The following is a 17,082-nucleotide window of genomic DNA, read 5'->3' as shown; positions in this document are numbered from 1 at the left end:
CATGGCTGCAAGTTATCTGGAGGCGTCGCTCGACCGTTTCGGTCCCAAAGTCCTGCACGACGACACGATCGAGATCTGCATCAATCCCGACGGACAAGTCTGGGGCGAATTCCAGGGCGATCACTTCATGCGAGGTCTCGGCAGCCCGTTGAGCCAGACCGAGATCAAGGACCTCGGCAACCAGATCGCCTCCGCCGCCTCGACCACGCTCAGCACGAAGAAGCCCATCGTCTCTGTCTCGATCCTATATCGAGATCGCCCGATCCGTGCGCAGGTGATCCAACCCCCGGCAGTGGAAGGCGGGTTCTCCATATCGTTGCGGTTCTTCTCCTCCCTGCCGCTAGAGGCAATCCGGCTCGGCTTCCTCTTTGGAAAGGAGCGCAGCCTCGAAGGTCTGCGGCGCGAACGAAACGCCGCGCTGCGCGATGTGGTGACATCCGGCGACATCGGCGCCGCGCTGCGGTTTTGCGTCGAGAACAAGCTCAACATGATCGTCTCGGGTGGCACGTCGACCGGCAAGACGGTTGCGGCGCGCAAGATCCTTTCGCTGATTCCGCCCGAAGAGCGGATCATCACCATCGAGGAGGCGGCCGAGCTGCGCCCCGAGCAGCCCAATGCCGTGACGTTGATCGCGGACCGGGACACGGATGCCCGCAGTGCCGATGTGCTCTTGGCCTCAACGCTTCGCATGCGACCTGACCGGATCGTCCTAGGCGAAGTCCGCGGGCGCGAGGCGATGACGTTTCTCGAGGCAATCAATACCGGCCACGGTGGATCGCTGACTACGCTCCATGCCGAGACCCCACAACTTGCTGTTCGTCGCCTCGCCTTCGCCGCCCTCAAAACGGATGTGCCGATGACCTATGCCGACATGATCGATTACATTGAGGGCTCGATCGACGTGATCATTCAGGCAGGCCGCCATGAAGGCGCGCGTGGAATCACCGAGTTCTTCCTGCCGGGTCAAACCACAGATTTGAACCTCGACACGGTCGACGGCAGAGTCAACAAGAGCCCCTCCGTTGCCGCTGAGTAAAAAAGGACCCCCCAGATGCGAAAACTAATTCTCGCACTCATGCTTGCCGCCTTGGCGGGCCCTCTTGTGGCGCAGACTTCGCCGCAGGTCTCAAACGATCTCACAGTCAATATGTCGCCGCAACAATACCGGATCTGCAACGAACGTCCGGCGCGCCCGACCTGGATGGACGAAATCAATCCGCGTGAAGCTTACAAGGCAGCAGCTTTGATGGAGTTGTACGAAATTCGTGCCTGGGAGGAGATTGCAGAATCTGGCGACTGCAGCTGTGAAACCCGCTTTCCCGCTTGGGATAGCTCCGATGGCGAATATTATGAAAGGTATGCAGGCCTTAGCCAAGCCGAGCATTCAGCGTTTCGCCGCGACTGGATTGAAGTAAGGAAGCAACTCGAGCCGAGCGTGCGTACAATCTGCGAAGCTCAAGGCAACTGGTAATGGGCGTCGTCAGCTGGATGGTCGGAACGGCAGACGCGTTCCTTGTCGATGCGGCTGAGTCCCAGTTCGGGGCCGTGGCAAGCAATACCGGCACGATCGTCCTGCTGATGGTCACGCTTTCGCTAATCGGCGTCTGCATCAACATGGCATTCCAGTTCCGCAGCATGGATGGGGCCAGCTTCTTCTGGTACCTGATCAAGCTGACCCTTATCGGTCTGTTCGCCTTCAATTGGGCAAACTTCAATGCAGTAGCAAACGCAGTCATTGGAGGCTTGGACTACGTCGCTGGCGCACTGGTGTCTTCGGTTGGCGGCGGAGGAGCCGGAGCCACACACTTTGCCGGCGAATTCGACATCCTGATCGAAAAATTCAGCCAGTACCTGAATGCCATCGGCAGCAACCTGAACTGGATGACGGGCGCGATCCTAGGCGGAATCGGGCTTATTCTTTTGAGCTTCCTTGGCTTCATGACCGGCATCGTCCTCATATTCGCCAAGATGATGCTGACCCTCATGCTCGGCCTTGCTCCGATCATGATTGCATTGTCGCTCTTCGACGCGACCAAAGATTTCTTCCACAGATGGGTCTCGACGACGATTAGCTACGCCTTCTACCCCATCGTCATCGCCGCCATGTTCTCGACCGTGGTCGGTATGGCGAATTCGCTGTTAGCGCAGCTCGGTGACCCAAACTCCGCAACCAATATCGGCTCGCTGGTGCCGTTCTTCGTGATGGTGTTCCTGGCGAAGGGCTTCGTCGCGGCCACGCCCCTGATCGTGCGGGGGATCTCGGGGAACCTGATGGTGGCCGCGGCACCCGCTGTGGTCGCGGGATCGACCGGGATCCTGCGGGGGATCTTCAATACCGACGGCGTGAAGGGCAGGGCGCGGATCGGTGCGCTCACGACGGGTGAGGCGATCGGGCGGGGGACTGTCCAGGCCCCCGCTGCTGTGCGGAGTGCAGCGGCGACGGCGAGCGCGCAGGTGGTCAGGATGGCCGAGAGGGCGAAAAGGCTGGGGCGGTGAAGCACAGCGCGACTGAGCAACGGCTGATGATCCAGCTAGAGACCTGCTGCCTCGTAGCGCGTGTACACCTCGGTGCTGCCGTCATGAAGGATGAGGAACACGTCGTAAGCCTCGCGTTCGCTCTCCGGCCCCATGCCGGGGGAACCGTAGGGCATGCCCGGAACGGCCAGACCCACGGCGCTGGGACGCTCGGCCAGCAGCCGCCGGATATCAGCGGCCGGCACATGGCCCTCGATCATGTAGCCCTCGACTTGGCCGGTGTGACAGGAGACCATCTCTTGCGGGATGCCATTGTCGGACTTGTAGCGCATCAGCATCGTGCCCATGCTCGCCTCGGTCGTGACGGTGAAGCCATCACCCTCCAGGATCTCGATCCAGGCCGAGCAGCAGCCGCAATTCGGGTCCTTCAGGACGTGTATCGACGGTCCTCCGGATTGCGCCAGCGACAGTTGGGGGAGCCCTGCAAGAAGGGCCGCGCTGCCGATCAGCAGGCCGCGTCGGGTGAGGGTGTCTTGTGTCATGTCGTTCTCCATGGGTTGAAGTCAGGTGCGCTCAGAGGTCGATCCGCCTGAGCCGCAGCGCATTGGTGATGACCGAGACCGACGAGAGGCTCATCGCCGCCGCCGCGATCATCGGCGAGAGCAGGAGGCCGGTCAGGGGATAGAGCACCCCCGCGGCGACGGGCACGCCTGCGGCGTTGTAGACGAAGGCGAAGAACAGGTTCTGCTTGATGTTCCTGAGCGTCGCGACGGCCAGTTTCCGCGCGCGGACAAGCCCCACGAGATCGCCGCGCATGAGCGTGATCCCGGCACTTTCCACGGCCACGTCGGCGCCGGTGCTCATGGCGATGCCGACGTCCGCGGCCGCGAGCGCAGGAGCGTCGTTCACGCCATCACCGGCCATGGCGACCGACTTGCCCTTGGCGCGCAGTTCCTCGACCAGCTTCTGCTTGTCCTCCGGCAGGACGCCGGCGCGGACCTCGTCGATGCCGAGCTTTGAGGCCACCGCCTCGGCCGTTCGCCGGTTGTCGCCGGTGGCCATGATGACGGTGAGACCCAGCGCGTGCAGATCGCGGATCGCCGCTTCGGTCGTCTCCTTGATCGGGTCCGCCACGGCGACGATCCCGGCGAGCGTGCCATCCACGGCGACGAACATCGCTGTCTTGCCGTCCGCGCGCAGCGTGTCGGCCTCTGCCTCGGCCTCGTCCGTCGACAGCCCGAGATCGGTCATCATCGCCGCATTGCCGAGCGCGACCCTGCGTCCCCCGACAGTGCCGTGGACCCCTTTGCCGGTGACCGCCTCGAAGTCCTCCGCAGTCTCGAGCGACAGGCTGCGGTCCTTCGCCCCGGCCACGATCGCTTCGGCGAGCGGATGCTCCGACCCGCGCTCGAGCGCAGCGGCAAGGCCGAGTACCTCCGCCTCGTCGCCATGAAGCGCCACCACATCGGTCAGTCGCGGCTTGCCCTCGGTCAACGTGCCGGTCTTGTCGACGATCACCGTATCGACCCGCGCCATGCGTTCCAGCGCCTCGGCATCCTTGATCAAGACGCCCGCCTGCGCGCCCCGGCCGGCGGCCGTGGTGATGGAGATCGGCGTGGCGAGCCCCAGTGCGCAGGGGCAGGCGATGATCAGGACCGAAACGGCCGAGGCGATCGCGAAGGCCAGCGCCGGTTCGGGCCCGGCCCAGAGCCAGACGCCGAAGGCGATGATGGCTATCACAACGACGGTCGGCACGAAAACCGAGGAGACCTTGTCCGCGAGTCCCTGGATCGGCGCCCGCGACCGCCGCGCCCCGGCGACCATCTCTACGATCTGCGACAGCACCGTGTCAGCGCCCACCTGCGTCGCGCGCACCGCCAGCGTGCCGTTCTTGTTGATCGTGCCGCCGGTGACGCGGTCGCCCTCGACTTTCTCCACCGGGACCGGTTCGCCCGTGATCATGCTCTCGTCGACCGACGACCGGCCCTCGACCACCTCGCCGTCCACCGGCACGCTGTCTCCGGGCCGGACCCTCAGAAGGTCGCCCTCGACGATGTTCTCGAGCGGTGCGTCGTATTCCGACCCGTCTGCCAAAATGCGCCGCGCGGTCTTGGGCGCGAGGTCCAGAAGCGCGCGGATCGCGTCGCCCGTCCGCTCCCGCGCGCGTAGCTCCAGCACCTGACCGACGAAGATAAGCGCCACGATGACAACGGCCGCCTCGTAGTACGTACCGACGCCGTGGCCCATCCGGTATTCGGCCGGGAACACGCCCGGCGCGAAGGTCGCGACCAGCGAGTAGAGATAGGCCGCGCCGACGCCGAGCGAGATCAGCGTCCACATGTTCGGCGAGACATTGCGGATCGAGTCGATCCCGCGCCGGAAGAACGGCAGCGCGGCCCAGAGGATCACCGGGGTCGCCAGCACGAACTCAGCATAGACCGAGAGGCGGTGCCCCATCCACCCACGCACGTCTAGCCCGACGAGTTCGCCCATGGTGATGATGATGAGCGGCACCGCCGCCGCCGCCGAGATCCACATGCGTCGCGTGAAATCGACGAGCTCGTGACTCGGTTCGTCCGAAGGCACCATGGGTTCCAGCGCCATGCCGCAGATCGGGCAGCTCCCCGGCTCGTCACGCACGATCTCGGGGTGCATCGGGCAGGTGTATTGCGTGCCGGGCTGGGCCTTCTGTCCGGCCTTCTTCGCGTTGCCGGAGGCGTAGAAGTACGGATCGGCGTCGAACTTCTCCTGGCACCCGGCGGAGCAGAAGTGGAACGTCTCGCCGCCGTAGTCGCGCGTCCGCGCGCCCTCCTTGATCTCGACCTGCATCCCGCAGACTGGGTCGGTCGCGGTCTTTGCGCCGGTTTTGGTGTCGGAGGTAGCGTGATGGTGATGATGGTTGGCCATGGATTGATGTCCTTTCTGTCCCGGTGTGCGGCCTCCAGTCGTTGGAAGGTCAAGAGGTGGGCTCGTGTCTTTCTTCTTGTGCGGAATGGTGGCTGCCATGCGCCGGTTCGTGCGATGGCGGGTTGAGCGCGAGGAAGATGCGCTCGAACAGGAAAACGGCGGTCATGCCGGCGATCGCGATGACGACGATCAGCGGGTCGCTCTGCCATTTGAGCGCGGCGAAGGCCGCAAGGACCACCGCGTCCAGTCCGATCGCCGTCAGCAGGACCCATCCATGCGCGCCGATCTCCTCCCGCAGAGTCCGCCAGACACCCCAGTGGATCAGGATGTCCATCACGAGGTAGAAAAAGGCGCCAAGCGAGGCGATCCGGCTGAGGTCGAAGAAGATCGTCAGCGCGCTGGCGATCACCACCGTATAGACGAGCGTATGGTCGCGGATCGTGCCCGGCATACCGAAATGGCTGTGCGGGATCAGCTTCATGTCGGTCAGCATGGCCAGCATCCGCGACACAGCGAAGATGCTGGCGATCACGCCCGAGGCGGTCGCGACCAGTGCGAGCGCGACTGTCAGGTAGAAGCCGATCCGCCCGAGGGCGGGCTCGGCCGCTTCGGCGAGCGCGTAGTCCTTTGCCGCCACGATCCGATCGAGCGGCAGGCTGGCGCCGACGGCGAAGGCGACGAGAAGGTAGACGACGACACAGATCGCGATGGATATGATGATCGCTCGCCCGACGTTGCGGTGCGGGTCGGTGACCTCGGCGCCGCTGTTGGTGATCGTCGTGAAGCCCTTGAAGGCCAGGATCGCGAGCGCCACCGAGGCAAGGAAGCCCGCAACCGCACCGCCATCCGCGCCTTCCGCCGCCTCGAAAGAGAAGCCGCCGGCCCAGAGCGCGGCAATGCCGAAGGCCGCGATGCCGCCCACCTTGAGGACCGCCATGAGCTGCGACAGAAGACCCACGGAGCGGTTGCCTGCCGCATTCACGAGGTAGGCGAAGACGATGAGGCCCACGCCGATGGCAGGGACCAGCCAGCCCTCGGGCTTCAGATCGAGCCCCCGCAGGAGGTAGGTCGCAAATGTCCGCGCCACGAGGCTTTCGTTGATGACCATCGACAGCGCCATCAGCAGCGCGGCACCGGCCGCGACCGTCGTCGGACCGTAGGCCTTGGTCAGGATCATCCCGATCCCGCCCGCAGACGGCCAGGCGTTGGACATCTTGACGTAGGTATAGGCGCTGAATCCCGTCACCACGGCGCCAGCGACGAAGGCAAGGGGGAACAAGGGACCCGCAAGTTCTGCAATCTGCCCGGTCAGTGCGAGAATGCCCGCTCCGATCATCACGCCGGTTCCCATTGCCACTGTGTCGAAGAGCGACAGGCTGTTCTTCTGATACTGCTGGGCCATCACTTCTTCCTTTCTGCCTTCCCTCGCGTCGCGGCCCAGATCAGCGCTGCTATGGCCAAAACCAGCAGCACAAGGATCAGCAGGCCGAACAGCCAGCCAAACCCCATACCGGTGCCCATGTCGTTCCAGTTCATCATGTCGTCCTCCTGTTTTCCGGGCTGCGAGAGGCCCGTCTCTGCGGATCTCGCGAGAAGGTGGTGGAGCGAAACCGCAGCGATCGGGACGTCGGGGCGCTCGAAGCGAACGCCCCGCCTGCGGTCAGACCGAAGCCGATACCGCGAACTCGGTCATCATGCCGGTCGCCAGGTGCGGCATGTGATGGCAATGGAGCATCCAGCGCGCGGCTTCGCCCGCGTCCAGCGCCACGTCCACCATCGACATCGGCGGCACGTAGACCGTGTCGCGCAAGGCGCCTGCCACGCGGCGTCCGTTCAACCCGACGACCTGGAACACGTGGCCGTGCAGATGCATCGGGTGCCCCATCATCGACATGTTGTGAAAGGAGAGCACAACCCGCTCGCCTCTGCGCGCCGTGACCGGCTGGTGCTGGCCCCAGACGGCGCCGTTGATCGTCCAGACATAGGGCTGCATCGAGCCGCCCAGCATCAGCATCTGGCTGCGATCCACGGGGCGCTCCGGCAGGGCGTCCACCGCGATCAGCCGTGCTTCCTGCGCAAGATCGGTGTCGAACGCGGGCGCTTCAGCCTCCGCCACGGCATCGACGCGCCGCACCTCGGCACCGGGCGTGGCGAGGATCAGACCGGTGCGCTCCCTCGCCCCCTCGCGCAGCGCGAGGATCGGCCAGGCTCCGTTTTCGTTCGGCAGGTCGATCTCGAGATCGAGCCTCTGTCCCATGGCGAGCCCGAAACGGTTGCCGGAAAGCGGCTGCACCGCGTGACCGTCCGCCGCGACGAGGCGCGCCCCGGCCGCCCCGGTATCGATCCAGAACACCGTGGCCGCCGCGGCGTTGATGACGCGGAGCCGGATGCGACCGCCGCGCTCGACCTGCACCACGTCGGGGTCAGATAGCGTGCGATCGTTGGCGAGATAGGCGTCCCAGTCGTAGTCGTTCAGGTCCATGGCCATGCCGCCCATCTGGCCGCCCATGCCCATCATCCCGCCCATACCCGGCATCTGGTCCATTGGCATGCCGCCCATCGCGCCGTGATCCATGCCCGGCATGGCGCCCATGCCGCCCATGGGCGTCCCCTGCATGGGTTGAGCACCGCCGTGATGCGCGTGTGCGCCGTGGCCGCCGCCCGCGTGACCGCCGCTTATCTCGGCCAGAACCTCTTCCGGGGACTTGAACGAGAAGTCGTGCAGGAACATCACGACCTCCTGCCGGTCGGCGGCGACATCCTCGGCCGAGCGCACGATCAGCGGCGCGGCGAGCAGCTGCATCTCCTGGGTTGGCACATGGCTGTGCATCCAGTGCGTGCCGGGCCGCGCCTCGAAGTCGTAGGATCGGGTCTCGCCCGGCGCGAGCAGGGGCATCGGCATGTCGGGCACGCCGTCCTGCGCGTTGGGCGGGATCTGCCCATGCCAGTGTATGATCGTGCCGATGTCGAGATCGTTGGTCAGATCGACCCGGAACCGCTGTCCGGGATCGAGCACCAGTCCCTGGCCGCCGGAACCGGCAAGGCCGAAGACTGAAGCCGCGCGTCCGTCGATGTCGAGCGTGCGCGTGGCCGCGGCTAGGCGAAGTGAGTCAGGGGTTTGCGCAAGGGCAAACCGGGGCATGTGCGCAACTGCAACGGCGGCCGCGCTTGCGGCAAGAAAACCGCGTCGTGAAAGGGTGTTCATGGTCGTCTCCTCGGGACATTCCGTCCCGTACAAAAATGCCTATGGGGACGCCGCGGGCGTCGGCCCGGGCGCTATCAGAGGAGACGGAGCTTGGGAGGTCGTTCGTTCAGTCCTGGCATATGGCTGACGTGGACGGCCCCGGCGGGAGAGTCGTGGTCCGCGGGCTCGAAGGCGTGTCCGGTCTCCACCCCCGGCATCGCCAGGAAAACCGACAGACCTGTACAAACAAACTCGCAAATGGAGGCGTCGGTCGCTCCACAATGCTGGTTGCCGTCACAGGATGGATGAGCGTCGCCGGACGCGTGCATCATCGCACCAAGATGATCCGTATGGTCCAGCTGCATACCGCCCATTCGCGTAGCATGGGCTGCGCCGATCGTCGTAACCACGGCGATCGAGATTATGGCAAGTATGGAGAGGACTCGGGCGAACATGCCAGAAAGATAGACATTGCTCGCAAAAATGTCCATTGCCGCCGGCGATAGATCTCTGGCTGATTCGGCCTCAGCGTGAAGGCGATAAATTACTAAAGCGATCGGGACCGAACACTTGAGAAGAGGCGTCCGAATAGCGGTGGCAGGTGTGACCGCTGGCGGCATTGTGATTGCGGGCTGGCACTATCGCAGTGCTTCAACCAGCGGTATCGCCTCGGTAGAGGTCGTCTCGCAAGGACGGCAGATCTATTCCGATCAATGCGCCGCATGCCACGGAACGGATCTCGAAGGCCAACCTGATTGGCGCTCGCCGCTTCCCTCGGGCCGGTTGCCGCCGCCTCCCCATGACGCCAGCGGTCACACCTGGCACCATCCCGACGATGTGTTGTTCCGCATCGTAAAGGAAGGCACGGCCGCGATCGTCGGCGGCGGCTACGAGAGCGACATGCCGGGGTTCGGAGGCGTTCTGAGCGACGCGGAAATCCGCGCGGTGCTAGCCTACATCAAGAGCACATGGCCAGAGGGCGAGCGGAACTATCAAGAAAGCATGTCACAGGGAAACTAGATGCTCCAAGTAGAGCTGATGCGGGGCATGGTCACAACGTCAGTGGTGGGCGGAGCGTTTTGGGAAGCGATTCAGAAACAATAGTTTAACGTGGAGTTGGTTGGATATCGGGTCCATCCCGTCCTGCGGTCGCCAAGCAAATCGTTGTTGCAGGGAAACCTCGGATTTTTCGGGCAGATTGGACCGACTTCGCAACGCCCTGTGACGGCGATGTGCGATCCGTGTGCACGTCTCTGGGAGCCAGCATAATACCGCCAGAGAGGCGGCGGCCATTAGTCATCCATGCGCTTCAATGATCGCCCGCGTCGTTTGCACTGCCGCTGCCAGTTCTGATCTGCCTGCATGGTTGAGACCCATTCCTGCGAGATCGAGCGACAGCTGTCCCTGGCCACCTCCGCTTCCAGCAGCACGAGCCGCGCGGCCTCGAACCTTCGCTGCGCTGACAGGGTCAGTTTTCGCCGCGTTAGGCGCATTCGGGTCGACTTCCCGCGGTCCCGCAGCCGCCCGAACCTCCTGCAATTCCTGCTTCAGCTTCTCGACCGTCTCGCGAGTCTCGGACATCTGTCGGTCCCGCCGAAGGCCTTCCTCATCCGGATACGGGAAGCTTCCCGATTGACCGGCGTGCAGAACCTTCAACACCGGGTCCTCGAAATACTTCACCCTTCTTGCCCGGATCGGCATCTGCGCGTCGATCACGAGGATGACCTCGTCTAGGTCCATGCGCCGGGCCTCATCCTCGGTCAGGAGCGGGGTATCTTCTGTCCTCTCCGAGACGCTGCGCCCTTCGAATGGATTGCGTCCAACAGCACGGGAGCGGGTCACCACACGCTTGGTGGTCTTGCCGACAGCCTGGCTCAATTCCTCGATGGTCTTCTGCTCGGACGGGGTGAGGTAGAGCTTTACCCCGGCGCCGCCCTGCAGCGACCGGCGGGTGTTTTCGCCATAGATCTCATCGAGCGCGGGGATGGTCTGGGTCACGATCGCGAGGTTGCCGCCGAACGAGCGCAGCGTCTTGATGCTCTCGGCGACGATCGGCATCTTCCCGAGCCGGTCGAACTCGTCGAGTATGATCATGACCGGCCAAGGTTCGTCATCGCCAGGTTCCTGTGCTTGCAGCGAAGCGATCAGGTCCGAGAAAAAGAGACGGATCAGCGGGGCAAGCGGTCGGATCATCTCGGATTCGACCACAAGATAGATCGCATGTGGGCGGCGGCGGATATCCCGGAATGAGAAGTCAGAGGTCGCGGTGGCCGCGTCGATCGCGCGGTTGTCCCAAGTGTCGAGACCCGATGTCATCAGGAGGGAGAGGTAGGAAGTGAGGGTGTCGTTGTTGGTCGATGCCATACGCTCGAAGATCAGTTTGGCCGACTTGTTCTTCACCTCCTGCGAACGCTTCAGGTATTCCTTCTGCTTGTCGCCCCCCGAGGCTGTGATGCGATAGATCTCGCCGATGGTCGGCACGCCGCGCTCGAAGGCCAGAAGACCGGCCGCCACGAACAAGTCGATGCCCCCGGCCAGAAGCCCGCTCAGCTTTTCATTGTCGGTCTGCAGGAAGAGCTTCGCGGTGAGTTTCAACTCCATCTGCTGCCGGTCGGGGTTGGTCATGGCAGCAATGCGCGCCAGCGGATTATAGCGATGTGTCGGTCGGTCCCAGTCGGTCGGCGCGAAGCGGAAAACCTTGTCCCCCATGCTGGCTCGGAAGCGCGAGGTCTCGCGGAAGTTCTCGCCTTTCACGTCGAGCACCACGGCGGAGCCCTTGTAGGTCAGCAGGTTCGGGATCACGAACCCCACGCCCTTGCCCCGGCCCGTAGGCGCCACGATCAGCGCGTGGGGGAAGGTTTTTGAAACTAGGAACGGGCGCTTGGATTTCGGGGAGCCGAGCTTGCCCAGAAGGAAGCCGCCGCCGGGCTTGGCAAAGAAGCCGTTCCTCTTCATCTCGCTGCGAGTCTGCCAATGCGTCGTCCCGAAGCGGGTCAATGCATCCCCCAGAAGCGTGACGCTCAGCATCAGCGATGCCAGGCCGAAGCCGCCAAGGATAAGGTTCACCCAGAGGAAGTCTTTTGGCGCGGACTGAGACAGACCCCGATATTCGCGGGCAAGCAGGGTGACGTCGAAACGGGTGGGAGAAAGCCCATAGCGGAACATGACAAAGCCGGTCGCCACGACATAGCCCATGGCGAGACCGACCAGCACGAGGCTCAAAACTCCTAGGGCAATCTTGCCTTTATCCATGGGTGATCCCCTTCTCACCATGTGCCGCGGCGTGGCGCGCACGCTGCGCCTCGATCTGCTCTTCGGCCAGAGCATCGAGAACGCGCTCCATGGCCGGGCCATGCGCGGTGACCTCGCTGCTTTGAAGATAGGTCTTGGCGAGTTCCAGTTGGCGCAGCGGATCCTCGGTGAACTTGTCCAGGACGTCCGCATTTCCCGCCCGCAGCGCGTCGATTGCGTCAGGGCTTAGTCGCTCGTTTATCTGCTGCACGATGTCCTGCTGCTCTGACTCGGAGAGTGGGCCCTCGACGTCGGCGTTTCGCACAAAGGCCATGACGGTTGGCGCTGTCTCCTCCAGATACCGGCGCTCGGCGTAGTCCTGTCGCGCCTGGTCCTCGATCTCGAAACTGCGTTCGCTGATATAGGCACGCGACGCGCCGAGCGAACGAAGGTGATTGATTTCGTCCTGGACGGCCTGCCCGAACTCGTCATCCGGCATCTCCGTGCGATAACGGGCGAGGATGCGGAGCTCTTCGGTGATCGGACCGAGATGATCCGAAGGATCCCGCAAGGCGAGGTCCATGTCGCCAGCATGAAGCGTGCGGTCCTGCTCCGATACCGCATATTGCGGCGGCATTCGACTGTCAGTCATCTGTTCCCAAGCCATCGAGGCCAATTCGGCATGTTGCGGAGATCTCTGCGCATAGGCGTCGAACGCGACGCGGGCCTCTTCAACCTCCACGGCGCCGGCCCGCCTTACAGACGGGTCGTCGGAGAACGGATGATCGAAATCCGTCCGACGGAACTGCGCCACCAGCGCCCTGAACGCCTGCCGCTCCGATGGGGCAAAGATTTCGGGCCCGTCCTTCTCGAGATCACCCCCTGATGCCGCCAACCGCTCGCCGAGCGCTGGCTCAGCGTTGTCCACCTCGTCGATCTCGGTTGGCGCGCGAAGGACGCGTACGTCGGTCAGGACATCGCCCAACCGAACATGCACGGCTTCCAGCCGGTCGAGCGCTTCTTCCCGGTCCGCAGATTTCTCCAGATCGAGATCGCTTGCTTTGGCAATCCCCTGCAGATCCTGTGCCAGCCACTGGCGCTCCAATGCGGCATTGCCTGCCCCCTCCCGCAGGCGCGCGGCCACAGCCTCGGCATCGATGCCCGTGCCTTGCAACGCCTCGGCCAGCTTTGGTGCCACCTCTCCATCGTCAAGACGCGCGAGGTGTTCTTCACTTAAGTTCGGCCTTGCATAGATGCCGTCCCTGGATGGGGCATCGACCAGGGCGGCGGAGCGATCCCCGAGCGGGTTCAAATGCGCGACCGAGGCCAGAACGTCGGTCAGCTTGCGCTCGATCACCGGCCTCTCGGCCGCCGGCGCCCTGTCGATCGCCGCCTCGATCTGGCGAATGTTCTGAGAAAACTCGGTGATCAGCGTGTCGAACGCTGCTTCGTCTTGGGACATGTAGATGGCTCCGTCAGATTGAATCTGACCGCCTCTGGCAAGGATGGTGCTGGCCCTCTCGAGCGCTTCGGCCACGTCTTCGAAATTCGAACGGGACGCCTCCGCCGCGAGCCCGCGATAGATCAAAGCGTTGTGCCGGACGGTTTCCAGAGCGGCCGCCAGGTCAGCACCGGTTCTCCGGCGCTCGACCGGGGGACGACCTTCGTCGCGAGCCTTGTAGATTTCATCGATCTCGGCGCGGTAGGTAGTGACGCCGCGATCCAGACGGCGCGTCGCCTCAAGGCGGATCCCATGAACTTGGGCCGCCTCGACCATCGCCTCGCGAAAGGCGTCGTAGTTGAAGTGATGATCCTTCCCGAGAAAGAACATTTCGCCATCCTTGCTGCGGCGGTTCAGAACGATATGCGCATGTGGATGCGCGCGATCTTGGTGTATTGCAGCAATATAGTCGAATTGCGACCCCTCACCTTGAAAGAACTTCTCGCAGACCGCCTGGGTGATATCGCGCACCTCCTCGCCGCTGGTTCCAACCGGGAATGCCATCAGCAGATGCGACGTATGGCCAAGCTTGGGGCTGTAGCGCTCGTTCCACTGGTTCTCGAACCGCCGCGCCACTCGGTTGATCTCGGCTTCCGAGAGCTGCTTCTTCCCGTCATGGGTGCCGCGACTGTCGAGGATATGGGTCGACTTCGTCGTGAGATATGTGAGCTGCGCCCGTAGCTGCGCCCCGGTGTGGCAGCCCCCTTTCGAGATAGCCTTGAAGATCGCTGGCGAATAGCCGCGCGCGGCCCGAACCATCTGCGCGCCCATGGAAAGCCCCTGCCAGGATCCCGAAACCCGGCTCCAGCCTCGTTCAAATAGCGCCGGGTCGATGCCACGGACCCGGTCACTCCGCGCCATTCTCATCCCTCTCGGCGAGGCCCGCCAGGGCAGAGCTGATCTCAAGGTCCAGCAGGCTGCGCCGCGCACGCGACATCTCCTGGACCTGGTCGGCCAGATCGAAGACCAGACCCGCAAGGGCGCGGACGTCACGGTGACTTGAGGCCGGGTAGGACAGTCTCTCGCCCCGCACCTTGGCCTCGTTCAGACGTCGCGCGATCTGGTTCACGTTGTTGCCGACCCGGTTGAGCGCGGCGCCGAGGCAGCGCAACTCGTCACACATCTCGTCGTCGGGCAGGAAGACACCTGCGGCCGCCAGCATCAGGCGGCGCATGGCATCCGAGCGGTGCGCAATCCCGCGCCGCGACAGCGCCGCGTCGAACCGGCGCAGGTCGTCGTCCGAGACCCGGATCCCCACAACCCGCGATCGGCTGCCGTTCGCTGTCTGACGCTCATCCCGGTGGTTCACCACGTTGTAGATCGTCTTCAGGCTGACATCGTAGCGCGCGGCCAATGACGCCGCGGAGACGCCGTTCCGGCGCTCCTGGGCGATGGTCAATCGCTCGATCTCTGACAGTCTGCGGCGGCGGGGCATTTTGAAGTTAACGTTCCTATTTCTTGCCAACTTCGTACAAGCCCGCCGACTCCCAACGCAAGTGGAGTCGGCTATAAGGGCTTGTACTCAATGTAGAAAATCTCCTTGCAGGGGCGATTTCCCGTCCTTTGTCAAATGGATCGCGCTTCGCGCTCATGGCACCACGCGATGCGGTCCCCGCATCGCGCATCGCGTCTTTCGCGCCCCGTCTCTTGCACCCCGCAAGACGGGTTTTGCCGCGTGCTAACCGTCTCGCGTCACCCGCAGAACGACATACGCGAGACTGCCTCCCGTCGTCTGGAGCGCGCTATCCGTCACCTGCATTCCGTCCGCAGCACATCGCCAAACGCATCCCGACATTTGGAGGGTGTGTGGTGCCCCGCGACGAATGCTGAAGGCACCACGGCAGACGTCGCACGGTCATCGCAAAACGCCGCCCGCAGCATGCCAGGCGCGGGTCGCATCCCGACTTCTGCTTGACCCCTCCGCCTCATGCGTTTAGCGACACTTTAGCATTATCGTTGCGATTCACTATTTTTGCGGAGGATCAGAATGCCGAACGAAAATCTTGTGGTGATCGCAGCGATGGCCCGGAAAGGGGGCAGTGGAAAAACGACGCTTTCGCGCGCCTTGATCAGCGCCGCGATCGCCGCCGGACGCAGAGTGATGTTGATCGACACGGACAGCACGAGAGTACTCGGGGCATGGCATGCTCGGGCGGAAGCCGGTGGGCTGAGTTCGTCGCTTCTCTGCTCGGCCACCGTCGAAAGCGTGGCGGGTGTCGAGGGTCAGATCGATCAGGTCTACATGGCAGGCACAGCAGACTTCATCTTCATCGATACCGCGGGGGTCGGTGCCGAATGGTCAGACGGCATCGCGGTGCTTGCGGACCACATTGTGACGCCCGTCATGCTGTCGACATCTGATTTCGATGTCGGAGCGCAGACGGCTGATTGGTTTGAGAAGCTGAAATCCCGTGTTGACGACCCCTCCGGCCTGCCGCGCCACCACGTCGTCCTCAACATGGTTGACCCGAAAACGACCCGTGCTGACGCCGCCCTAATTGAAGAAGCGCTCACCCGTTTTCCGGTGATTGAGACCGTCATGATGCGGCGGAACACTTACAAGGAGATGGACCAGAAGGGGCTTCTCCACGCCTTGGCGCTGGAAAAGCAAACCGATCCAAACCCTCTGATGCGTCCACATGTACGTCATGTCGTCGAGGCGCTCGAGGAGGCGACGGACATCCTCAACAATATTCTTGCTGCGTGAGGACAGTCGATTGCGCAAGAAGATCCCGACCATCACTAGGCCCGACCCAGCCTACGCCGCCACCCTGCAACAGGGTGACCGCGAGGTTCCCGGGAAGGAGGAAGAGGCACAGGTCACAGCAACAAAGACTGGGACCCCAGCCGCTGACGTTGACGCTGATCCGCACGAGTCAGAGCGTGTCCCGGAAGGTGCCGTGGCGCCGCACCAAGTCACCGCGGAAAGCTCTGACCCGCATACCAGCCTGAGAGCTCCCGTATCGGCGCGCGCTTTGAGCCCGACCCGGAAGATCGACATCAGGGTCAACGCACTCGAACGACAGGAAGCAGCGCTGGAGACTTGTGGTGTTGAGCCAGCACATGTGGTGCGTGCCGCCCTGCGCCGTGCAGTCAAAGGCTGGCAACTATCGCCGGTCTTCGCCCCAGTCGCGGAGGAGCGACGCACTCGAAACACGCAGTGGCAGGCCCGTACATCTCTGGCAGTCGATGCGGCCAGCCTGGGTGTCCTCCTCCGGGACCACGACCCCCTCGACGTCTTGAGTAAATGGGCTCTGATCCGCGGCCAAGTGGAACCACGCATATGGGGCGAGATCGACAAAATCTTGGAAGAAATTGCTGTTCCCGCTGCATCGCCGCATGAGCAGCACACACCGTAAGAGACCTATCTGAAAAGATAACTTGCATTTCGCCGGTGGATTTTCGCCCAACGGCGGAAGCTCGCCTTGCAGTTGCGGAGAGCGTGGCGCTAATGAGCGTCATATAGAATTTCAGACCTCAGTGGTGATGAGTTACGAGGTCCATTTTGGAGGAACGCATTATGAACACGAAGCCCCGCCTGACTGGCGAACCGATCATGCGCATCCTCTGCGAGACATCTGAAAATCTGGTTGGCTACCTGTACCAATGGAACAATGGTGACGTGCAGCCTGCCTGGTTCGACGGCGCCATGGCGGACGTTCGCTATGAACCATTCTTTCAAGCGCCGGAACAAAACCCCGCCGATCCGAAGGCCCCCAGACCGCGTCAGCAAGGTCTGACGCACCTTGAAAAGGCATAGCTCAAGGCCTCGCGTCGGTTTGTG

The 17,082-nt window shown here is 63.3% G+C and carries 16 protein-coding genes; 7 read left to right on the top strand and 9 right to left on the bottom strand.

The features are described from left to right. The first annotated feature begins 1 nt into the window (after position 1). Genes G0Q01_RS08840 through G0Q01_RS08830 form a run of 3 tightly spaced genes read left to right on the top strand, consistent with a single transcriptional unit; the run spans position 2 to position 2,496 of the window. The gene (locus tag G0Q01_RS08840; protein ID WP_089849730.1) at positions 2 to 1,036 is read left to right on the top strand and encodes an ATPase, T2SS/T4P/T4SS family; all 1,035 of its coding nucleotides are present in this window, start codon (positions 2 to 4) and stop codon (positions 1,034 to 1,036) included. 15 nt (positions 1,037 to 1,051) lie between these two features. Next, positions 1,052 to 1,471, top strand: coding sequence for a hypothetical protein (locus G0Q01_RS08835; protein WP_089849732.1), 420 nt, complete (start codon positions 1,052 to 1,054; stop codon positions 1,469 to 1,471). Continuing rightward, positions 1,471 to 2,496 carry a type IV secretion system protein gene (locus G0Q01_RS08830; RefSeq protein ID WP_089849735.1) on the top strand — a complete coding sequence of 342 codons (1,026 nt, stop codon included), beginning with the start codon at positions 1,471 to 1,473 and terminating at the stop codon, positions 2,494 to 2,496. The genes G0Q01_RS08835 and G0Q01_RS08830 overlap by 1 nt, the downstream gene beginning before the upstream one ends. Positions 2,497 to 2,531: 35 nt before the next feature. On the opposite strand, the gene G0Q01_RS08825 is transcribed toward G0Q01_RS08830, so the two are convergent. The 6 genes from G0Q01_RS08825 to G0Q01_RS08805 form a co-directional block, all read right to left on the bottom strand. Beyond that, entirely contained in the window at positions 2,532 to 3,017 is a 486-nt protein-coding gene (locus G0Q01_RS08825; protein ID WP_036745186.1) for a DUF411 domain-containing protein, read from the bottom strand. 31 nt (positions 3,018 to 3,048) lie between these two features. Continuing rightward, positions 3,049 to 5,382: a heavy metal translocating P-type ATPase gene (locus G0Q01_RS08820; RefSeq protein WP_066707454.1), complete on the bottom strand. Its 2,334-nt coding sequence runs from the start codon at positions 5,380 to 5,382 to the stop codon at positions 3,049 to 3,051. 49 nt (positions 5,383 to 5,431) lie between these two features. After that, entirely contained in the window at positions 5,432 to 6,784 is a 1,353-nt protein-coding gene (locus G0Q01_RS08815) for an APC family permease (protein ID WP_010139851.1), read from the bottom strand. After that, entirely contained in the window at positions 6,784 to 6,921 is a 138-nt protein-coding gene (locus tag G0Q01_RS26570; RefSeq protein WP_165616879.1) for a hypothetical protein, read from the bottom strand. The genes G0Q01_RS08815 and G0Q01_RS26570 overlap by 1 nt, the downstream gene beginning before the upstream one ends. A 121-nt stretch (positions 6,922 to 7,042) precedes the next feature. Further along, complete coding sequence (locus tag G0Q01_RS08810; protein ID WP_089849739.1) at positions 7,043 to 8,587, bottom strand: multicopper oxidase family protein; 1,545 nt, start codon at positions 8,585 to 8,587, stop codon at positions 7,043 to 7,045. Positions 8,588 to 8,661: 74 nt separating this feature from the next. Further along, positions 8,662 to 9,057, bottom strand: a complete 396-nt coding sequence (locus G0Q01_RS08805) for a hypothetical protein (protein WP_010141886.1) — start codon at positions 9,055 to 9,057, stop codon at positions 8,662 to 8,664. Positions 9,058 to 9,229: 172 nt separating this feature from the next. On the opposite strand from G0Q01_RS08805, the gene G0Q01_RS08800 reads away from it, so the two are divergent. Next, complete coding sequence (locus G0Q01_RS08800) at positions 9,230 to 9,586, top strand: cytochrome c (protein WP_224953406.1); 357 nt, start codon at positions 9,230 to 9,232, stop codon at positions 9,584 to 9,586. A 276-nt stretch (positions 9,587 to 9,862) separates the two neighbouring features. Here G0Q01_RS08800 and G0Q01_RS08795 read toward each other — a convergent pair whose 3' ends face one another. The 3 genes from G0Q01_RS08795 to mobC are packed head-to-tail and all read right to left on the bottom strand — an operon-like array spanning position 9,863 to position 14,697. Further along, on the bottom strand, positions 9,863 to 11,818 hold the full coding sequence (locus G0Q01_RS08795) for a type IV secretory system conjugative DNA transfer family protein (protein WP_089849742.1): 1,956 nt from the start codon (positions 11,816 to 11,818) through the stop codon (positions 9,863 to 9,865). Continuing rightward, positions 11,811 to 14,159 (bottom strand): relaxase/mobilization nuclease domain-containing protein, encoded by a 2,349-nt coding sequence (locus G0Q01_RS08790; RefSeq protein WP_089849745.1) that lies wholly within the window; start codon positions 14,157 to 14,159, stop codon positions 11,811 to 11,813. Before G0Q01_RS08790 ends, G0Q01_RS08795 begins: the two co-directional genes overlap by 8 nt. Next, on the bottom strand, positions 14,146 to 14,697 hold the full coding sequence (gene mobC, locus G0Q01_RS08785; RefSeq protein WP_235939880.1) for a plasmid mobilization relaxosome protein MobC: 552 nt from the start codon (positions 14,695 to 14,697) through the stop codon (positions 14,146 to 14,148). Before mobC ends, G0Q01_RS08790 begins: the two co-directional genes overlap by 14 nt. Positions 14,698 to 15,285: 588 nt before the next feature. Between mobC and G0Q01_RS08780 the strand changes: the two genes are divergently transcribed. The 3 genes from G0Q01_RS08780 to G0Q01_RS08770 all read left to right on the top strand — a co-directional run bounded on the left by G0Q01_RS08780 (position 15,286) and on the right by G0Q01_RS08770 (position 17,058). Further along, a complete protein-coding gene (locus tag G0Q01_RS08780) occupies positions 15,286 to 16,005 on the top strand; it encodes a ParA family protein (protein ID WP_089849752.1) in 720 nt (239 codons plus the stop codon). Between the two features lie 10 nt (positions 16,006 to 16,015). Further along, complete coding sequence (locus G0Q01_RS08775) at positions 16,016 to 16,657, top strand: hypothetical protein (RefSeq protein WP_089849754.1); 642 nt, start codon at positions 16,016 to 16,018, stop codon at positions 16,655 to 16,657. Between the two features lie 161 nt (positions 16,658 to 16,818). After that, positions 16,819 to 17,058: a hypothetical protein gene (locus G0Q01_RS08770; RefSeq protein WP_089849756.1), complete on the top strand. Its 240-nt coding sequence runs from the start codon at positions 16,819 to 16,821 to the stop codon at positions 17,056 to 17,058. Positions 17,059 to 17,082: the final 24 nt, after the last annotated feature.

Origin of the sequence: Salipiger sp. PrR007, from assembly GCF_010499845.1 — a bacterium.
Lineage (GTDB): Bacteria > Pseudomonadota > Alphaproteobacteria > Rhodobacterales > Rhodobacteraceae > Salipiger > Salipiger pacificus_A.
Note: the sequence above shows the minus strand (reverse complement) of the source record. Positions and strands in the feature narration are given on the sequence as shown.